This is a genomic window from Blautia sp. 1001283B150304_161114_C9 (genome assembly GCF_015668165.1).
Classification (GTDB): domain Bacteria; phylum Bacillota; class Clostridia; order Lachnospirales; family Lachnospiraceae; genus Blautia_A; species Blautia_A wexlerae.
The window spans coordinates 20,927-41,489 of record NZ_JADPGO010000027.1 but is presented as its reverse complement, the minus strand read 5'-3'; the positions used below and the strand labels follow the sequence as shown (position 1 = coordinate 41,489).

The 20,563-nt window shown below is 43.3% G+C and carries 17 protein-coding genes; 1 reads left to right on the top strand and 16 read right to left on the bottom strand.

Annotation, left to right across the window (positions count from 1 at the left end; all coding sequences use genetic code 11):
• Nucleotides 1–135: 135 nt before the first annotated feature.
• The 7 genes from I4V44_RS13175 to I4V44_RS13145 form a co-directional block, all read right to left on the bottom strand.
• Entirely contained in the window at nt 136–1,284 is a 1,149-nt protein-coding gene (locus tag I4V44_RS13175; protein ID WP_144136779.1) for a CobW family GTP-binding protein, read from the bottom strand.
• A gap of 489 nt (nt 1,285–1,773) precedes the next feature.
• On the bottom strand, nt 1,774–2,007 hold the full coding sequence (locus I4V44_RS13170; RefSeq protein ID WP_020993301.1) for a hypothetical protein: 234 nt from the start codon (nt 2,005–2,007) through the stop codon (nt 1,774–1,776).
• Between the two features lie 213 nt (nt 2,008–2,220).
• Entirely contained in the window at nt 2,221–4,107 is a 1,887-nt protein-coding gene (gene glgB, locus I4V44_RS13165; RefSeq protein WP_195303689.1) for a 1,4-alpha-glucan branching protein GlgB, read from the bottom strand.
• Between the two features lie 413 nt (nt 4,108–4,520).
• The gene (locus tag I4V44_RS13160) at nt 4,521–5,873 is read right to left on the bottom strand and encodes a polysaccharide deacetylase family protein (RefSeq protein WP_195303412.1); all 1,353 of its coding nucleotides are present in this window, start codon (nt 5,871–5,873) and stop codon (nt 4,521–4,523) included.
• Nucleotides 5,874–5,989: 116 nt separating this feature from the next.
• The gene (gene tig, locus I4V44_RS13155) at nt 5,990–7,270 is read right to left on the bottom strand and encodes a trigger factor (protein ID WP_196002832.1); all 1,281 of its coding nucleotides are present in this window, start codon (nt 7,268–7,270) and stop codon (nt 5,990–5,992) included.
• An 18-nt stretch (nt 7,271–7,288) separates the two neighbouring features.
• The gene (locus I4V44_RS13150) at nt 7,289–8,743 is read right to left on the bottom strand and encodes a polysaccharide deacetylase family protein (RefSeq protein WP_195383012.1); all 1,455 of its coding nucleotides are present in this window, start codon (nt 8,741–8,743) and stop codon (nt 7,289–7,291) included.
• Nucleotides 8,744–8,779: 36 nt separating this feature from the next.
• Entirely contained in the window at nt 8,780–10,543 is a 1,764-nt protein-coding gene (locus tag I4V44_RS13145; protein WP_330610639.1) for a polysaccharide deacetylase family protein, read from the bottom strand.
• Between the two features lie 349 nt (nt 10,544–10,892).
• On the opposite strand from I4V44_RS13145, the gene I4V44_RS13140 reads away from it, so the two are divergent.
• Entirely contained in the window at nt 10,893–11,348 is a 456-nt protein-coding gene (locus I4V44_RS13140) for a hypothetical protein (RefSeq protein ID WP_022379933.1), read from the top strand.
• A gap of 123 nt (nt 11,349–11,471) precedes the next feature.
• Here the strand turns inward: I4V44_RS13140 and I4V44_RS13135 are convergent, their stop codons facing one another.
• From I4V44_RS13135 to I4V44_RS13095, 9 genes are all read right to left on the bottom strand, one after another.
• Entirely contained in the window at nt 11,472–11,918 is a 447-nt protein-coding gene (locus I4V44_RS13135) for a DUF1934 domain-containing protein (protein WP_020993305.1), read from the bottom strand.
• An 81-nt stretch (nt 11,919–11,999) separates the two neighbouring features.
• Complete coding sequence (gene murI, locus I4V44_RS13130) at nt 12,000–12,821, bottom strand: glutamate racemase (protein ID WP_008707727.1); 822 nt, start codon at nt 12,819–12,821, stop codon at nt 12,000–12,002.
• A gap of 42 nt (nt 12,822–12,863) precedes the next feature.
• Nucleotides 12,864–13,139 (bottom strand): hypothetical protein, encoded by a 276-nt coding sequence (locus I4V44_RS13125; RefSeq protein ID WP_118614739.1) that lies wholly within the window; start codon nt 13,137–13,139, stop codon nt 12,864–12,866.
• Nucleotides 13,140–13,269: 130 nt separating this feature from the next.
• Nucleotides 13,270–14,955 carry a GerAB/ArcD/ProY family transporter gene (locus I4V44_RS13120; protein ID WP_196002831.1) on the bottom strand — a complete coding sequence of 562 codons (1,686 nt, stop codon included), beginning with the start codon at nt 14,953–14,955 and terminating at the stop codon, nt 13,270–13,272.
• The gene (locus tag I4V44_RS13115) at nt 14,952–16,445 is read right to left on the bottom strand and encodes a spore germination protein (RefSeq protein WP_420314760.1); all 1,494 of its coding nucleotides are present in this window, start codon (nt 16,443–16,445) and stop codon (nt 14,952–14,954) included. Before I4V44_RS13115 ends, I4V44_RS13120 begins: the two co-directional genes overlap by 4 nt.
• 176 nt (nt 16,446–16,621) lie before the next feature.
• Nucleotides 16,622–17,341 (bottom strand): GntR family transcriptional regulator, encoded by a 720-nt coding sequence (locus tag I4V44_RS13110; RefSeq protein WP_196002829.1) that lies wholly within the window; start codon nt 17,339–17,341, stop codon nt 16,622–16,624.
• Complete coding sequence (gene ispE / locus I4V44_RS13105) at nt 17,331–18,209, bottom strand: 4-(cytidine 5'-diphospho)-2-C-methyl-D-erythritol kinase (protein ID WP_196002828.1); 879 nt, start codon at nt 18,207–18,209, stop codon at nt 17,331–17,333. Before ispE ends, I4V44_RS13110 begins: the two co-directional genes overlap by 11 nt.
• Nucleotides 18,210–18,368: 159 nt before the next feature.
• Entirely contained in the window at nt 18,369–19,919 is a 1,551-nt protein-coding gene (locus tag I4V44_RS13100; protein ID WP_196002827.1) for a DUF3794 and LysM peptidoglycan-binding domain-containing protein, read from the bottom strand.
• Between the two features lie 22 nt (nt 19,920–19,941).
• Nucleotides 19,942–20,364 (bottom strand): protease complex subunit PrcB family protein, encoded by a 423-nt coding sequence (locus I4V44_RS13095; RefSeq protein WP_022379928.1) that lies wholly within the window; start codon nt 20,362–20,364, stop codon nt 19,942–19,944.
• Nucleotides 20,365–20,563: the final 199 nt, after the last annotated feature.

Here is a 20,563-nt window from a genome sequence, read left to right as displayed (position 1 = left end):
CTTTATTCTGATTCTGTTATTATCTGCCGAAATCATTCAGTCTCGCATCTATGACGAAGATTTCACACTCTGATGAGCCGAATCCAGATGCAGTATTTTAGAGGATTGCCATAAATCACTGCTTCCTCATGATCATTATGCAAGCCCAAATAATTCTGCAAGTTTATCTTCTTTCAGTTTAGAGCCGATTACGCAGAGACGGCCTGTGTATTCCGGTGCACCTTCACGGATCTCTGTTTCCTCCGGAACCATGTCAAAATAAATCCATGTTCCGTCTTCTGCAGGAAGCATTCCCTTTGCACGAAGAATAATACCGTAATCTTCAGAAGCGGAAAGAGCCTCAAGCATCTTCTCAAGACCTTCTCTTGTGTATTTCTTGATCGTCTCACGTCCCCAGCTTGTAAATACCTCATCTGCGTGATGATGGTGATGATCATGATGATCATGTCCGCAGCCGCATTCATGGTCGTGATCGTGGTGATGATGCTCATGTTCCTCATGATCATGTCCACAGCCACATTCATGGTCGTGGTCATGGTGATGATGTTCATGTTCTTCGTGATCATGTCCACAGCCACATTCATGATCATGGTCGTGATCGTGATGATGATGCTCTCCATGTTCATGTACATGTCCGCACTCCGGGCATACCTCTTCCTCAGACATCAGTTCTTCCTCAAGAGATACCGGTTTCTCCATAACCTCAAGGATTTTCTTTCCGTCCAGTTTCTCAATCGGAGTGGTTATGATAGCAGCTTTCGCATTAATTCCACGAAGAAGTTCCATTGCCTGCTGTGCTTTCTTCTCATCAATGATATCTGTACGGCTCATGATGATCGCTCCTGCATATTCAACCTGATTGTTAAAGAACTCACCAAAATTTCTCATATACATTTTGCACTTCTTTGCATCAACTACAGTCGTATAGCTGTTCAGAACGATATCCACATCTCCCTGAACACCCTGTACTGCCTTAATAACATCTGAGAGTTTACCAACACCTGATGGCTCGATCAGGATTCTGTCCGGATGATATTTGTCCACAACCTCTTTCAGAGAAGTGCCGAAATCTCCCACTAATGAACAGCAGATACATCCGGAATTCATTTCCCGGATCTGGATTCCCGCTTCCTTCAGGAAACCACCGTCAATACCAATCTCACCAAATTCATTCTCGATCAGTACAACCTGCTCATCTGCATAAGCCTCTTTCAGAAGTTTCTTAATCAATGTAGTTTTACCGGCTCCAAGGAAACCGGAAATAATATCAATCTTAGTTGCCATTGTCTTATTTCTCCTCTTCGTTAAAATTTATATTTCTGAATAACTGCCATATAGCCGTCATTTTTTATATTCTGCCATTTTTATGAACAAACAGAATAACTTTTGGAACTGCCATCATTATCTGTCTGTTTATATATTTACCTATAACGTACTCATTATACATAAGATGTCCAATGTATTCAAGTCTGCCATCAACGCACTTTGACCAGGAAACGCCTGTGCGTTACTGTTCACTCCGTTCTCAGCAACACGCTTCGCGATGCACAGAATTTATGCTACTCGCATAAATTCGCGCAGTATGTCTCGGGTTTTCTGTGACCTTCGCTCACAAAAAACACCTCGCGGGATGTTACCAGTGAACAGTAACGCCTGTGCCCCCTGGTTTACAAATATCCTGCAGCTGTTCAATACCTTCAGAACAACCTGCCTGTTCACATCAAAGAAAGGGGCATGATCCACCATCATGCCCCCGCCTGTATACACTAATGATCAACCGTTGATCATAAAGCTCATTAATTTATCAATATCGTCTTTCTCATAAGCAACGATCTCAAGTTCCGGAATCTCTCCGCCTGAGAAAATGTTTGCCAGAGATACATACTGGGATAATTTAGATTTAAGGTTCAGTCTGTCACCTTCGCCTGTTACTAATTCTACTCTGCCTTCGCAGCTGTCAACTACAGCAAAAAATTTATCGATGTCTTTAATGTTAGATACTTTCATGTTCATTCTCCTTTCAACATGGAAACCATTATTCTCTCTATTCCTTGTGTTCGCGATAATTATAACGCAGATAAATTTCAAAAGCAATTATTTATATTTCACGAATTTTTCATATATTATCATGCTTACTCTGCAATATTGTCAAATAAATAACATACCCCTGACAATAATTCTCTCAGATATTTACATATATCCCGAAATCATCCCGAAAAATTAATATGTAAAAATCGCAACCCCATAAGCCGGCAATGGATATGCGAAGGAAAACTCTCTGTTATCACATTCCTGTTTCACTGCCTTAAATGTCTTTGGCTGCTCCAGAAGTCCATTCTCATCCATGATCAGCTTGTACTGTTTTTTCTTCGGAACACCAACTCTGTAATCCGGACGGTCAACAGGTGTAAAGTTAACTATGTAAAGAATATTGTTTCTCTTTGTAGGAGACTTTCTCACAAAGCTGAAAATACTTCTGTCCCCGTCATTCGCATTGATCCACTCAAATCCTTCCGGATTATTATCACCGGCATAAAGTGCCGGATATTTCTTATAAATAGTCAGGAGATCATGCACATAATTCTGAAGTTCCTTGTGTGGCTCTTCATTCAGAAGGAACCAGTCAAGTTCTCTCTCCTCACTCCATTCACGAAGCTGTCCGAATTCCTGTCCCATGAACAGAAGCTTCTTACCCGGATGGCAGTTCATAAATGAATAGGCAGCCTTTAAATTCTTGAATTTGTCCGGTAATTCTCCCGGCATCTTCTCAAGCATGGAGCATTTCAGATGAACTACCTCATCATGAGAAAGAACTAATACATATCTCTCACTGTATGCATATGACATGGAGAAAGTCATCTTATTATGATTAAATTTACGGAAATACGGATCCAGCTTCATATATTCCAGGAAGTCATTCATCCATCCCATATTCCACTTCAGACTAAAACCAAGTCCGTCCTTCTCTGCATCCCCTGTAACCATCGGCCATGCAGTAGATTCCTCAGCGATCATCACAGTTCCATGATTCCTTCCAAGAACTACTGTATTCAGATGCTTAAAGAATTCAATAGCCTCCAGATTCTGATTTCCGCCATATTTATTTGCGATCCATTCTCCATCCTTCTTACCATAATCAAGATAAAGCATGGAAGCAACAGCATCCACACGAAGTCCGTCTACGTGGCACTCCTCCACCCAGTAAAGGGCATTTGCGATCAGGAAGTTCTTAACCTCCGGGCGTCCGTAATTATAAATCTTGGTACCCCAGTCCGGATGTTCTCCCTGTCTCGGATCAGCGTGCTCATACACTGCGGTTCCGTCAAAGTTCGCAAGACCATGGGCATCTTTCGGAAAATGTGCAGGTACCCAGTCAAGGATAACTCCAATCTTATTCTGATGTAAATAATCCACCATATACTTGAAATCCTGCGGCGTTCCATATCTGGAAGTCGGTGCATAATATCCGGTCACCTGATATCCCCAGGAACCGTCAAAAGGATGCTCTGCGATTCCCATAAGCTCTACATGGGTATATCCCATTTCCTTCACATAAGCTGCCAGGGCATGTGCGAATTCTCTGTAATTATAAAATCCTTTTTCATTTTCCTCTGACTGCGGATGTTTCTTCCATGAACCCGGATGAACCTCATAGATTGCCATAGGCTCTACCTGCTCATCAAACTTTTCTCTGTTCTTGATCCATGTGGCATCCTTCCATTTATAGTCTGTGATATCTGTGATCCTGGAGGCTGTACCCGGACGGAGTTCAGCTTCATTTGCATAGGGATCTGCCTTATAAAGCTTCTCTCCATGCGCACCCACGATAAAGAATTTATACAGCTGCCCGATCTTTGCCCCCGGAACAAACACTTCATAAACACCGATCGGCCCAACCTTCTCCATCGGGTTTGCTTCTTCCTCCCAGTCATTAAATTCACCGATTACAGAAACAGACTGTGCATTCGGTGCCCAGACCGCAAAATATACACCTTTTTTTCGTCTGTATGTAGTCGGATGGGCACCCAGTTTCTTATATACTTCATAATTGGTTCCCTGTCCAAATAAATATTGATCCAAATCTGTAAATTTCATACTCACACCCATCTGGAGTCCTCCCTTAACTTCGGTTTCTATCTTTTTTGCAGATACTGATTCCATAAAATAATACTGTAACAGGATATCTTACGTTACTGTTCACTCCATTCTCAGTAACGTAGCCAAAGTTCGTTCCAGATTGCCTGCGGCAATGGAATTTTGGCGTATGAACAGTAACTATCTTACAGCAAGTTCAATCAGGAATACGAACTGACTTTTAGTCATTCTATAAGCCTTATTATACCAACGGACATTCCATACGTCAATTAAAAATATGTGTATATTTAACAATTTTTTTATATATTTTATGTGTTTTTTGTAAAAAACATAAAGAGCAAAGAAGTACCTTTGCTCTCTTCTTTGCTCTTTCGTATGTTCGTAATTACTCTGTATGATCCACACTGCAGGATTGCATATGTTTTTTATTCCGTTCCATCTCCGTAATCTACAGAATCATCACTGTAATCTTCCGAATCATCTGAACTTCCATCATCATAACTTCCGTCATCCGAACTTCCATCATCATAGCTTCCATCGTCTGAACTTCCATCCGAATAATCCTCACTTCCGTCTGAGGAATCTGTGCTTCCGTCAGAAGAATCTGTGCTTGCATCAGATGTACCATCTGTTCCGTCTGCAGAAGCTGCTGCATCGGAACCGCCCTGATATCCCGGCACATCTCCATTACTGAGTGTACTCGGCCAGAAATCCACATAACATGCATTCTGTAAGGTCACATTCTTGGCTTCTGCCATCTCACTTACTGTTACAAGCTTATATCCCTGTGCAATAAGATCCGGTATCAATCTCAAAGCAGCCTTTACAGATGGCTCATGAATATCATGCATCAGGATGATAGTTCCATCTGTCAGATCTCCATTCATTACTGCACTGTAATCCGCATCTGCATCCAAAAGTTTCCAGTCTTCTGTGTCCAGCGACCACATAAAGAATGGCTTATTTACAGTATTATAAATATCTGAATTTCCGTCCCCGTAAGGCGCACGCGCCACACTCGCAGCCTGGCCACATGCCTGAATCAATGCATCATCTGTATCAGAGAACTGCTTTGCAACTGCGTCAAGATCAATTGTCGTCAACTGTGTATGATCCCATGAATGACTTCCAATCTCACAGCCAAGTTCCAGCATACGTTTTGGCGCATCCGGATATGAACTGACATTCTGACCAAGCATAAAGAATGTTGCATGAGCATTATTCTGTTCCAGACAATCCAGCAGTTCATCTGTATACTCTCCCGGACCATCATCAAAAGTCAGTGCCAGCATCGGACGTACCTTACTCGGATCATAAGATCCGTCTTCATTAAAGTAATAATCCTTCACTCCCTTTTCTACCCATCCTGTCTGTATATATCCGTTTTCGTCAAAAGAATAGGTAACACCATCTATATCCTGAAATCCATTTGAAAAATATGTACCATCTGTATTCTGATACCACTTTCCGTTAGCATCCTCATGCCATCCGGCTGTCATCGCGGCAATCTTATCTGTATCTGATTTACCCTTCAATGGCTGTCTCACCGCAGCATCGGAATTTGCCTGAACTTCCTCTGTATCTGCCTGAGCCTGCACAGTCTGATCACTGCTTCCGCCTCCGGCTACATGATGTGCGATCGGAATAATAATTCCTCTCACCACAAACACCACCGCCAGAATCATGCCAATAACACAAAGTCCGATCTTTGTATAATGCCTGATCATCATCTGGCGTTTTTTTCTGCGCATTCTTTCGCGCAACACCCTCTTATCCATGGTTTCCTTTCCCCGCTTCTTTTTGTTAATTAGTCCCTGACAGCGTACATCACAGTACGGAGTAATCCACTTTTATCAATAATCATAACTCATTTATCAGGTAAATACAATGCCAATTATTCACTCTGATCAACATCTTCCGTACCTAATTCCTCTTCCAGATTCTCATCTACATCTGAATTGTCCTGTCCGGAATCATCAGTATCTTCATCTGATACATTCTGATCACTGTCCTGTTCTGCATTTTCTGCCGCAGCATCTGCATCATCTGCCAGCACATCACCGTTTGCGACTTTCTCACTCACACTCGCATTTTTTATAATGAACTCCTCCACTCTGAGAAGTCCGACTGATTCATCTACATAATCCTGTCCGTAAGTTCCAACCAGCTCTGCAATACTGGAAACACCCATCTGTTCTACCAGTTTATCCTGCAGCTGAAGGCTCTCTTTGTCGTCAAGTGACAGTCCCTCTGCATCCATAATCCCCTGCACGATCAGGTTCTGCTTAACCTTACCCTCTGCATACTGCTGACATTGTTCATCAAAATCATCCTGCGAAATACCCTGACTGTCTGTAAACTCTTCCAGAGTCATGTCGGCCTGTTTTGCATAAACTTCCATACTCTTCTTAAATTCAGAAACAGCCTTATCCACATCTTCCTGTGGGTATTCTTTTACTTCAGAGTTCTCAAGCACTGTACTCCATGCAGTATTCTTAAGAACCTCCTGCGCAGATTCCTTTGCGTTTTTCTCAAGTTCACTGCGAATACTCTCACGATAATCATCTACTGTTGTATAATCAGTGTTCTTTGCAACCCATTCATCTGTAAGTTCTCCTTCACGCCGCACGTTCTGCACCGTAACCTTGTATATAACTTCCTTACCTGCCAAAGTTTCGTCCGCATAGTCTGACGGGAAATCAATTTTAATCTCCTTTGTGTCACCCTTCTTCATCCCGATCACACCATTTTCAAACTCCTCAAACATCTGTCCGTCGCCGATCACAAAGTCATAATTATTGGCAGTACCACCGTCAAAAGTCTGTCCGTCTTTAGTGCCTGTATAATTTACAGTCACCAGATCCCCTTCTTTCGCTGCATCAGATACAGGTTCTGCCTTATCTTTCAGATCCTCATCGATCTGCGCCTGTACATCATCATCAGTGATCGCATCCACCGTATTGTCCAGAGTCAGTCCTTTATATTCTCCGATCGTAATATATTTCTCTACATTCTCAACAGAAACAAGACGCGTAGTTCCTGTCTCTGCTTTCTTCCCGTCAGCAGCTCCTTCTGTCTTTGTACTGTCTGTGATAACAGCACCGCCATCACCACACGCAGATGCTGTCAGTGCAAAACAAACTGCAAGCATGGCAAGATATATTTTTTTCTTCATAATAATCAATACTCCCTTCTACATTCCAGGTACCGGAGTTGGTCTTGAAGAATCCCATACTTCCGATACATCAAAAAGATCACTGAGCATTTCCGGATTATAATACATTCTGTATCCATCCAGATTTCTTCTTCCCTGTCGAAAATAATCATCTGTAATCTGTACAAAATACTGACTGGAATCTACATTACAGAAATAGCGGTATCCCTGACTCTTATAAAACTCATATTTCTCATTGTCTGCCGAATATCCTTCCCAGCTTCCGATATCCGCACCAAATGCAAAAATGATCATATCTGTTTCTCCAAGTATGGGAGCCACATATTTCTTCCATTTTTTATCATCTCTTTTCAGATCATCCAGAGAAGTGGCAGCCACATCCTTATGTCCCCATGTATGGCTTGCAAATTCCCAGCCTTCTGCCTTCATAGCCTTAGCTACCTTTTTTGCATTTTTCACCTCCTGCTTATAGTTAAAATCCGGATGTTCTTCCAGGAATTTTTTCTGATCATCCTGCAGTTTTTTTCCGGTCTTATATGCAATATCCGTACGATATCCCAGAACACCGTCATAACCTGTCATTGCAAGGATTCCCTTTCTTCCATGATAGGAAAAATCCGGATGTTCTTTTACAAAAGTATCGATCAGCGGAACCATATCATAATCCCCTGTGGAAACACTTCCGTCATCCTCAATATATTCGTTCTTAACCTCACCATTGGAATCCACTACAAGTTTCGATGCGAAACCATCTCCGTCCATATAGTGATAATAACTTACATCATCCTGAGAAAGCACAAATGGAATTTTTCCCGGCGGCAGCATAATACTGCCTCTGGACATAGTTCCGTCCTCATTGATAACCGCCATGTCGTGCGGACTGACCATGACATATCCCTTATCATACATACTCTGTATGATTTTGTTAAACTCATCAATTGTTGTCATATACTGGTTATATCCATTACTGTCTGAATCCCCGTCAAATGCTCTGGCAGTGTCTTTGATCAGTGTATGAAAGAACACGTGCGTGATCTGCTCCAGCGGATATTCTGTACAGGTGGCTTTCGTATTTTCGTAATCCGAAACTGCACTCTGCATATCCGTATTACTTTCGTAATCCGGCTGACTCTTAAGCAGTTCTATGGCACCATCATAATCATACTGTACAGCCATAAGCGCTGCCTGCTCCATAGGATTTTCCTGTTTCTCATCTGCCTCTTCTGTATCTTCGTTGTCAGTCTGCTCTCCCTCATTCAGACCATCATCCTGCTGTGTATCTTCTGTACTTTTCTCTGTATCAGCATCCTGTTCATCAATTGTCTGCTGTTCTGTTTTTTTCTCAGTTTCCGCATTTTCAGCTCTGGAACTCAGAAATGGAATATCCTGTTCAAACGGAATGAGCCCACATCCGCTTACTCCTAACGAAATACTCAAAATAGCTGCTGTTACACATGCTATCCTTTTTCTCATATATTGTCCCCTTTCAGTTATGCACAGAGATCATACTCACCCCATAGTTGGAACCGGCACCGGTCTGGAAGAATCAAACACAGACTGTGCATCAAACAGATCTGAGAGAAGTTCCGGATTATAGTACATTCTGTATCCGTCCAGATTTCTTCTTCCCTGCCGGAAATAATTACTGCGGATCTGCACAAAATACTGGCTCGAATCCACATTACAGTAATAATTATAGCCCTGGCTCTTAAGATATTCGAACTTCTCCCCCGAATAATCTTCAACACTGGTAAGATCTGCTCCAAATGCAAAAATAATAATATCTGTTCCGCCTATCAGAGGATCAACATTCTCTTTAAACTTCTGTGTATCTGCCTGTAATCTCTCCAGACTGATCTGACTTACATTCTGATGTCCCCAAGTGTGGCTTGCAAACAACCAGCCTTCATCTTTCATAGCCTGCGCTACTCTGGCTGCATTTTCTCTCTCTGTATTCAGATTAAAATCCGGATGCTCATCCAGCCATTTTACTTTATCTGCATCCAGATCATCCGGACGGGTTTCATAACTGCTGTCTGTGCGATAACCAAGAATTCCATTGTAACCGGTAAGGGCAACAATTCCTTTAGCACCTCTGTAAGAAAAATCAGGATGTTCCTCTACAAAACGATCGATCAGAGGAACCATATCATAATCGCCTACAGAAATACTGCCATCATCTTCCACATATTCATTGCGGATTTTTCCTTCCTCATCTACGATAAGTTTGGTTGCAAATCCGTCCCCGTCCATATAATGATAATAACACACATCATCCTGCGAAAGCACAAACGGTACTTTACCCGGAGGAAGGAGAATCTCCCCTGCATTCATATTCCCATTTTCATCCGCTGTCGCCATGTCATAAATGCTGACCATGACATATCCCTTATCATACATGCTCTGAGTAATCTGGTTAAATTCATCAATCGTTGTCATAACCTGATCGTAATCTCCTGACTTGTAATCCCCGTCAAAAGCCTTACCGGTATCTTTGATCAGAGTATGATAAAAGACGTGTGTCACCTGGTCTAACGGCCAGGAAACACAGGATTCCTTCTTTTTCTGATAAACCTTAACCGCATGCTGAAACTTCTCACTTGTCTGATAAGTCTCACTGTTTTGCAGCATACTTATGGCTTTATCATAATCATACTGTTTTGCAGCATACTTTGCCTGCCTGTAAAGAGTTTTGTCCTCTTCACTCAGTCCATCCGTATCCTGAACTTCAGGTGTCACCGCATTCTCAGCTTCTGCCTCTGCATTTGTCTGCTGAGCTGTTTTTTCTTCTTCTGTTTTCCTGTCTGCAGATTTCACCATCTGCGCAATCTTAACCTGCTGCTCACTGACAAAATTCTGCAGTTCTTCCCCGTAAAATCCTATTCCAATCCCAATTGCAGCGGCTGCCGCCACCACTATGCAGCCTGCGATACGCAGTCTTTTTTTTCTGCGGCGAAGTTTATTGCGGCGTTCCAGTCTGGCTGCCCTACGGGCTTCATAAGCTTTATTATCATCAAAAAAGAAATCTTCGTCCTCGCTTGCTGCCGGAGGTTCTTCGTCTATCTCTTCTGTATTTGGTTTTTCTTCATTTAGTTTTTCTGCATTTAGCTCTTCTGCATTTAGTTCTTCTGTATTTGGTTTTTCTGTATCTGGTTTTTCTTCATTTAGTTTTTCTGCATTTAGCTCTTCTGCATTTATCTTTTCTGTATTCACTTTTTCCTTATCTGAAAGTCGCTCCTCTTTCTTCTCAGAGTCGGGCTTTAATTCGCTCATGCTTTTCTCCTTTTTATCATATCCGTTTTTTACTCACAAATTATTCTGTCACAAAATAACTCCACAATTCCCGTTACATATATTATAACCACACATTATGATTCCATCCTGTAAAAATGTCTTTAACTGTTCCGCATATTTCCCACTACTGTTCGCTCCGGCAAATATTGTCGCATTACAGTTTTGCTACAATTATAACCTTTCATAATGTAAATTTCTACCGCTTTCCATCCATTAATTCTTTTTTTGCAATTGCGTTTTACCTTATTTAATGATAAAATAATTTTTATGCAATGGACTGTCCGTACCAACAGTCCCTGTGAAAACACATACATTAGGGAGGATGCAAATGAGTACAGTAACAATAGTCCTTCTGGTCATTCTTGTTATCCTGATCGCTGCACTGATCGGTTTATATTTCTTCGGAAAAAAAGCCCAGAAGAAACAGGAAGAACAGCAGGCTCAGATTGAAGCAACTAAACAAACCGTTTCCATGCTGGTTATCGATAAAAAGAGGATGCCACTGAAAGAATCCGGACTTCCTCAGATGGTAATTGAACAGACACCTAAACTTATGCGCCGTTCCAAGCTTCCAATCGTTAAAGCTAAAATCGGACCAAAGATTGCGATTATGATCGCAGATGAGAAGGTTTTCGACCTGATCCCGCTTAAGAAAGAAATCAAAGCCGAAGTAAGCGGTCTTTATATTGTAGGCGTAAAAGGAATCCGCGGTTCCCTTCAGACACCGGCTCCCAAAAAGAAAGGTTTCTTTGCAAAATTCAAGAAAGACAAAACTGCCAGATAAATGCAGTCAGACATATAAACTAAAGGTCAGTGAATCGTGTCATCCATACACACAGATCACTGACCTTTTTCTGTTTGGATCAGACAGATATCTGCAGCGAAGCAGAGAACTTACCGGATCTGATCAAATTGTAAAATTCTTACAGTCCTTTGGCTGTGCCTTAATCGCAAGATAACAGTCTGCCACATGCTCCTGGTTCATATCAAGCGCATAATCCACTTTCATGTCAAGACCGCCATCACTCTCCTGCAGATTCAGATTCGTCGCCGCAATCCCCATTTCAATAGTTCCATAGGGAGTGGTATAGTAAGTCATATTCTTCTTACCCTGTTCAAAAACCATATGAACATTGACCACACCTTTCTTGCGGACCTCCATTCCCTTTCGGGAAATTTTTATGTAATTGACGGTAGGTTCTGCAAAATCCTCCATGACTTCCTCATAGCGCAGATAATGACTTCCGTTCCGGAAATAATACTGTCCCGGTACAACAATCTCCAGAGGTTCCTGTTCACCGTCTGCATCCATTGTCTGAAGTCCCCTTACATGAATCAGCACTTCTTTATCCATTCTTCTCATACTCCTGTTTTTATACTGTTCAAAACCTGTTTTTATGTATCTATATTATAACCATTCAGCAATCTGCTGTTTTTAATACTTCTCAATATCTATTTTTTTCGTCATCTCCACATCATATGGAAGAATCGAATTGGCAAATGCCTTAAACTCATCTGCCAGATCACTCACATAGAAGCGATACGGAAATTCATTCTTCTCTGTACCTTCACCGGCAAGTCCTTTTTCCTCCAGAAGCCTTCCCAGCTCCAGTGCAGTTTCATAAGCCGGATTCACCAGACATACTCCGTCTCCCATGATCTTTCTGATGGTGGAACGAAGCAATGGATAATGAGTACATCCCAATATCAGTGTATCCACCTGCTTATCCTGAAGTTCCTTCAGATATCTGGCAGCGACCTCATCAGTCACCGGATCATGAAGCCACCCTTCTTCTACCAGTGGCACAAACAGCGGACATGCTTTGCCGAAAACAGTGATCTCCGGGTCCAGATGCTTCAGATACTCTGCATGTATCCCACTTCCTACAGTTCCCACAGTACCAATGATTCCTACCCTCTTATTTCTGGTCTGGGCAGCCGCCACCTTCGCACCCGGTTCTATCACGCCAATGATGGGAATGTCAAACTCATCCCTCACTGCATCCAGGGCAAAAGCGCTGGCTGTATTACATGCAACCACAATCGCCTTTACCTGCTGCTGCTGAAGAAAACGAATGATCTGCCGGGAATACCGGATGATAGTTTCTTTCGATTTACTTCCGTAAGGCACTCTCGCCGTATCACCAAAATATACGATTTTTTCTGAAGGAAGATTACGCATGATCTCACGCGCAACAGTCAGCCCTCCCACACCGGAATCAAATACTCCTATCGGTGCCTCTCTGTCTATTTTCATTGATTTCTATTCTCCATCTCTATTGATTGTCTCACTATTCTATCACCAATCAAGAGCCTGTGCAAGCCAGAAGGATATCTTTATGTCATCTTTCTGTCCTTTATTTTCCTCAGGGAACTGCGAGAAGCAGAATTTCGGGTACAATGTCCCCCACCATGCAGTAACTGCAGCCTGTTCCTGTCGTCTTTCAGCGATTTTTGCTATCTTCCCGGACATTCCCGGCATTGCTCTCATCATAAGAACACCAACAGCTGCCACGAACAGAACAAACGACAGTTTTCTTCTTAATTTTCTGTTCTTACTCTTTTTATTCATCATTGTCCCTCTCTCCTGTTATATCTTATCAGTTACCATATCTGCCTTTGTTATTTTCCTATATATTTTCTTATTTTATATGGAATTTCCAGGCAGCACTTTAATATTTGGATTATGCCAATATTTTCCTGATTTATACTTCCACTTCCAGACTTCCATTTCTGATCTTCACAATCGGAAGCCGCAGGATTTTATCTTCTTTATATTTTTCATAGAAAAGCTCTCTGAGTGTCACAGCCGTAATATTTCCTCCTGACATTCTGTTTCGGATCAGTCCTGTAATATATTCTCCTGCTGATGAATTATCCTCCCCATGCCAGTTCAGGATCTCCTCTGCGTCCTCCGCTTCAAACACATAAAGATCTTCCCCCACAAAAGTCTCCTGTTTCAGATAATCCAGCACCATTCTCCATCTTCCGTCCTCCACCAGTGTTCTCCCCATGACCAAAACCTGCAGATGCCCCATATCAAGAAGTTTTTCCTGTGACTGATCATACATTTTTTCAATCCGGGTGAAATCAGCACCACTGATCTGCAGAACCCGGGAACCGCCATCTTCTTCCTCTTTTCCCTGCCCCGTACTCTCAGAAAGATCCGGCATCCCATAGGTAAGACAGATTCCTTCTTCTGAGGCATCCACGCCAAGTGCCATAGGATACATTCTCTTTTCCGGTTCCACAGCCGCACCACATCCGCTCATAAAAAGACTGACTGACAAAATCCCGGTCACCACACCGACTGCCCTTTTCCTCTGCTTCCTGCGGTGTCCCTTTCCTCTGATAAACATATAAAACTGACAGATGAGAATTCCCGGGACGAAAATATGCGCCAGACACCATCCAAAATAATCCAGTATTCCTTTTCCCTCTTCTTCCAAAAGCGAAATCAGGAAAACCAGTGCCGGAAGCCAGAACCTCCCCCTACCAGGATGAGATTTCCCGATAATCTGATTTCCATAATACAGCAGACTCCCTATTGCAAAAAGCAGGCTGTAAAGCAGAAATCCCATCCACAGGATGTCAAATCTGGCCAGTACATTTCCCGGAAGATCTGCGCCTGCCAGCAGAGGCAGGACCGGATAACTTTCCGCCGCTACCCTGTCATATCCCAGAACTGCCGGAAGCAGAAGCTCCATTCCAATAAGAATCCCGCCAAGTGTCAGGATTCCTCCTGCCACCGTCTTTCCCGCACTTCCGTATTTCTCCACATTTCCCAACAGAAATGGTAGCAATGCAACCGGCGAAAAAGCACACAGAGTTCCATAAAAAGACTGACTGACATTTCTCACTGTAAGCTCCTCCCACCGGATTTCTCCCATGAGATATTCCGTTTTTGCCTGTGGCACACAAAGTATCATCATTATCATAATCCCGCCAAGAAGCAGACCACCTGATACTTCCGCCATTCTTCCTCTTCTCTGTACACCTTTGCAGGTTCCGACAGAACATACCAGAACCGCCCAGAATGCAATCCATCGGCCGGATACTCCTGTGATCAGCTTTACAGGAACCAGCCTCCTGAGAAGTGCCAGCAGATATCCTCCCGCCATCAACACATAGATCAGAAAAAAAATCCCGATCAGCCTTCCCGCAAAAGCACCTGCAGACTTTACCGGATCTTCAAATGAAGGTGTCAGCCGTATCAGCCAGATTACATAAAATCCAAGCAGTATCAGCGCAAAAATCATTCCCGCCACTGCACTGATCCCGTTCATTCCACCCTTTCCGAAAATGCAGAGCATAAATGGTGCCAGTAATGCCAGTATCATCTGCCTGTACAGCTGCCTGTGGGAAATTCTGTTATTCTCTGCAAATCTCATGAACCGGACTCCTTTCTCTTCAAACGGATCTTTTGCTCCTCTCTTGCATAAAGCGGTCGTAATACTCTCTTGCGCAGCGGAACTCTCAGAACCCCGTCTCCTTTGCTGCCCTTCTGTTCTTTCTTTACAAAAGGAACCAGATAAGGAATACCAAAACTTATCAGGCCTGCCAGATGCCCTATAACCAGATATACTCCCAGCACGATTCCGTAAATTCCCAGATAACCTCCCAGGATCAGAAACCCATACTTCACCAGCCGAAATGCTGCTGCAAACTCTTCATTTGGAACAGTCATAGAGCCAAGCGCAGTCAACGCCACGATCATCACCACGATCGGACTCACAAGATTTGCCTCTACCGCTGCCTGTCCGATCACCAGTCCGCCAACAATGCCAATAGCATTTCCCAGAGATCCCGGAACTCTCACCCCAGCCTCCCGAATCAGTTCAAAAGCCAGTTCCAGAAAAATCAGTTCCACCACACTGGAAAAGGGCACTCCTTCCCTCGCCTCCGCAAAAGACAGTATCAGTGCAGATGGCAGAATCTGTGTATGGAAACGTATCACTGCCAGGTAAAGTCCCGGCAGAACAGTCGCCATGATCACAGCCAGATATCGCAGTATTCTGAGAAAGGAAGCCATCTCGAACCTGTGATACCAATCCTCGCTGCTCTCCATGAAACTGCTAAAATTTCCCGGAAGGATCAATGCTTCCGGAGAATTATCACACAGAATCACAACCTTACCTTTCAGGATTTCCTGCACAGCACGATCCGGACGTTCCGTTGTCTGATACTGAGGAAAAGGAGAATACCACACATCTTCTGTCAGCTGTTCAAGCATACCGCTGTCAAGGATTCCGTCAATCTGAAATTCTTCCAGCCGTTCCTTCACTTCCTCCAGAAGTCCCTCATGTACCAGGTCATCCATGTATAACACCTGCGTTAAGGTATGAGAGCGCACACCGATTTTATATTCTTCCACCTTGAGTCTGGTATCACGAAGCCTTTTTCTTATCAGTGCACTGTTACTTTTCACACTGTCCGAAAATCCTTCCCTGGAACCCCGCAGCACCTTTTCCGATTCTGCCTCCATCACACCTGTGGATGGATAACCTTTGCTGGAGATTTTCATCGCCTTGTCATATCCATCTATGAAAAACACTGCATTCCCTGCAAGCATGGCATCTATGGACTCGTCAAGATTCTCCAGTTTCTTTACATCTGCGATCCCAAGACTGTTATGCCTGACAAATTCCTGAATATCCTCCGGCGAAATCTCCCAGAAATGATTGATCATCTTTCCAAGAGCAGAATCATCCAGCATCATGTTGGAAACCGCAACTTCTATATAGACCATAAGGCAGTCCACCTTATGTTTATCTCCCAGACGCATGGGACGGATCAGAATATCACTGCAGTTTTCCAGCCTGCTTCGCAGATATTTCTCATTCTCCCTCAGATTTGCAGATACTTTCCGGGATTCTTCCAGCTTCTTCAATAATTTCCCACCTCGTTTCATACCAGTATATCGTTTTCGATGTACCAGACAGATCTGTTGCCAGTCGGCAATATTCATAAACTCACTTATACACACATGGATGCGCAAAAAAAGAGAGGCATCCCGCCTCTCTTAGAATTTCCCGATATTCAGATATTATACCATTCTTATCTGTGTCCCCTGGATTTCTCTTTCTCTGCACGTTCACGTTCTGCATCCTCAGCCTCAATAGAACGCATGATAGCCATTCTCTGATTCTCGATATGCTGGAAAGAAAGCTGTTTCGCGCGTTCCATGTCGCGCTCTCTGATCGCCTTTGTCAGTTCCTCATGTTCCTTCACCAGAACATCTCGTGTTTCACCTTCTTTCAGATATTCCACACGATAACGATAAATCTGCTCACGCATATTATTGAGCACCTGGATCAGTCTCTTATTATCAGAAGCCTGATAAATGACCTCATGAAATGCAACGTCAGCCTCCGCAAGCTTAACAAGATTTCCCTCTGCGATCGTATGTTCAAACTCCTTGGCAGCAAGCCAGAGTCTCCTCATTTCTTCTTCAGTCATACGGGCACAAGCTTTCTCAATAGCTACATTCTCAAGAGCAATACGAACCTCCAGAACATCATTCAGATCCTTCTCTGTGATATTGGCAACCTGGGCACCACGTCTCGGGATCATCACTACCAGACCTTCCTGCTCCAGCTTACGCATTGCCTCTCTGATAGGAGTTCTGCTCACGCCAAGTCTCTCTGCCAGCGCAATCTCCATCAGTCTCTCACCAGGTTTCAGTTCGCCCTTCAGGATTGCCTGACGCAGCGTATTAAAAACCACATCCCTTAATGGAAGATATTCATTCATATTTACTGAAAAATCACTTGTCATTTGTATTCCCTCCTGCTTTCGTTACTTCTGTGGCAAAAACCGTCTTCGCCAGCCGGCTCTCTCTGAGAACCTCTGCTGCCGCATCCATCTTCTCACGATCATCAAAGATTCCGAACACTGTAGGACCACTTCCACTCATCATCGCCTTTAACGCACCATGACTCTCCATCAGTGCTTTGATTTCGCCAATTACAGGATATTTTTCTATAATTCCCGGCTCAAAAACATTTCCCATCTTCTGTGTCATTGCCAGAAGATCTCCACGTTCTATATCTCCTATCATCCCGTCAATATCCGGATGAGAAGAAATCTTATCCAACTGAAGGCTCTCATAGGCAGCTTTGGTGGAAACATTGATTCCGGGCTTACCGATCAGTACAAAACAGTCCGGCACCTGAGTGATCCTGGTCAGTTTCTCCCCGATTCCCTCTGCCAGGGCAGTTCCTCTCATCACACAGTACGGAACATCTGCCCCGATATTCACAGCACGATCCATCAGCTCCTTCTGGCTCAGTCCCAGTTTAAAAAGCCGGTTGATCCCCACCAGTGCAGCTGCCGCATCCGAGCTTCCGCCTGCCATACCTGCTGCCACAGGAATAAATTTCTCAAGATGGATATCCACACCACCCTTAACCTGAAATTCATCCATCAGAAGCTTCGCCGCCTTATACACCAGATTTCGTTCATCATTCGGAATATAGGAATAATTGACAGACAGGGAAATCCCCGGCTTCCTCACCCTCTTCATCTCCAGAACATCATACATCTGTATCGTCTGCATGATCATCCGGACTTCATGATAGCCATCCTCTCTCTTTCTGAGAATATCCAGTCCCAGATTTATCTTCGCCAATGCACGTAAACGCATAAAATCCTCCGTTTCCAACAATATCATCCGTATATAACTGTACTTTCGCAATTATATTTGTACTTTGTATACAATAAAACTCTTTGCGCATATTTTAAATCATTTTTTTTTAGTTTTCAATATAGGAGTTTTCATTTTTTCCGGAAATTTTTTTCATTATCATCCCTGCCTGACAAGAATTAACGACTGCCCCGGCTTTACCTCTTTTTCCGTAAGACTGTTCACACCCGAAATCTCATCCACAGTTGTATAAAATTTCTTTGCAATATCCCACAGAGTATCTCCGGCCTTTACAATATAGACCGTAATTCCCGGCATACTTTCCAGTTTCTTACGATCCAGCGGCTGTTCTTCCACAGATTCAATAAGCTGCTCTTCCCACTGTCTGAACACAAGCACATTCAGTCCCACCGCCGCCTTGACTTCAATCTCATCCCCATCTGCCATTGCAGTGGAGAGCTGTTCAAGGTCAGCCTGAAGTAAATATGTGCAATCCTTCCCGATCTCTTCTGCCTCGATCAGATGGGTAAACGGAAGCATGGCATCCATAGAATAAAACGGCATTTCATCATTTCCAATAATATACAGGATCTTGAGTGCCACAATTCCTTCTGCCACAATTCCCTTATCCGTAATCCTGGTCTTATCTACTTTTACCTTACCGCTGCTGTGGCAAAGCTGCAAAACTTTTCCCTGACTCTCCTTAACTTCTATCCGGTCTGTCAGACGACACCTGGAAAAATTCCGTACCAGAAGACTTTCCAACATTTCCTTTTTCCGATGAAGAACACATTCTTTGTGTGGGCTGTATGCATCAAGAAGAAATTCATGCTCCTCTTCCCTGTACATTTTCATATTTAATTCCAGTACCACATCCACCTGCAGGATACGTTCTTCACCATCCGGATCAGGCTTTACCTCTATCCCCTGATGAAGAAGAGACACCTCAATATGTGGGATCAGATCTTCCATACAGCCACTGCATTCCATCTCATTGGAAAAAGGCATGGTATACTCCAGCCACTGAGGTGGATTCTCCTCTTCATACCCTGTATACAGAAGAAAAACTGCAAGCTCTCCTTTCACCCGGAGTTTGTTCTCTCCCGGCCGCAGATCCAGATTCCTCGGTTCAGCCATATACCACAAAAGGTTTTCTACATTAGGTCTGTTTGACGCAAGAGTAATATCATCCTTAATGCGCAGAGTATCTTTTTTATGTACACGAAGACTCATAAGCCGGACTTTCTCCGTTTTCACAGAGACTTCCTGATCCTCTGCGGAAACCGGAAGTTCAACGACTGCCAGTTCATCTACCACTGCATAAAAAGTTACAATTGCTTTAATATTCAGTTTTCTGGAATGAATCATATGAACACTGAGATCCTCAATCTCCCATTTCAGACACAGCTTATCTCCCCCTTCGATTCCCTCCAGATTAATCATCTCATCCAGCGGAAGCTTCGCAGAAAGGCTGTAAATCCTGCCCTCTTTTTCCCCAACATAAAGCAAATCTGCATTTAATGTCCCTTTAAGAAGCGCTCTTCCTTCACTCAGCCTCACTTCCTCCATGGAAACATCCGCTTTGCTCTGCACCAGTCTCCCGATATCCGGTTTCACATCGGGCACATTATAGTCCTCGTCAAAAGTCGCCTGCGCTGCCGCTTTATTTTTGATCCGCAGCATCTGAATACTTTCTTTTTTTAATTCCAACCTGCTTCCTTCCTTTCTCTGTTTACTTTATGATAAAACCCAAAAATTCTATCGGTTTCTCTGTTTCTCTGATTTTCAGAACAATACAGGGATAAGACGGTTCACTGCCTGCATCCGCTTTCTCCGGACCTATCAGCCTTGTCTTGCAGAATACTGCGTTCTCTGATTCAGAAACCTCCTCCACCTGAATACTGTACCCTCCTGTAAGCTGCTCTCCATATCCCTTCATCAGATACCTTATATCTCCCACCTGATAGGTCATCTGAAATACTTTCTTTTTCTTCTGTTCCATCAGTTCTGAAATCTCTTCCGGAATTTCCTCCTGCTTTACGATCGTATATTCCAGAGGTGTACGTTCGCCCTCCTCAATCCTGATAAACTGACAGCCCGCCGGCAAAAGAGCCAACAGCAACACACAGAGCAGTCCTCCTGTCCTTTTGCCCATAATGCACCCCTGCTCATTCTTCGCTAAATATTCTATGCCGAATACAGCCCTGTTATTACCATACTCTATGCTATATATCTGACAGTAACTGCTTTTCTGCAGGAAAGAATCCTGTCCTCAGTGCTTTATTTAATGCCAAAAAATCGTTATACTATGATTTATTTCTTGCAGGATATCTCATAATTCCTTATAATAACTT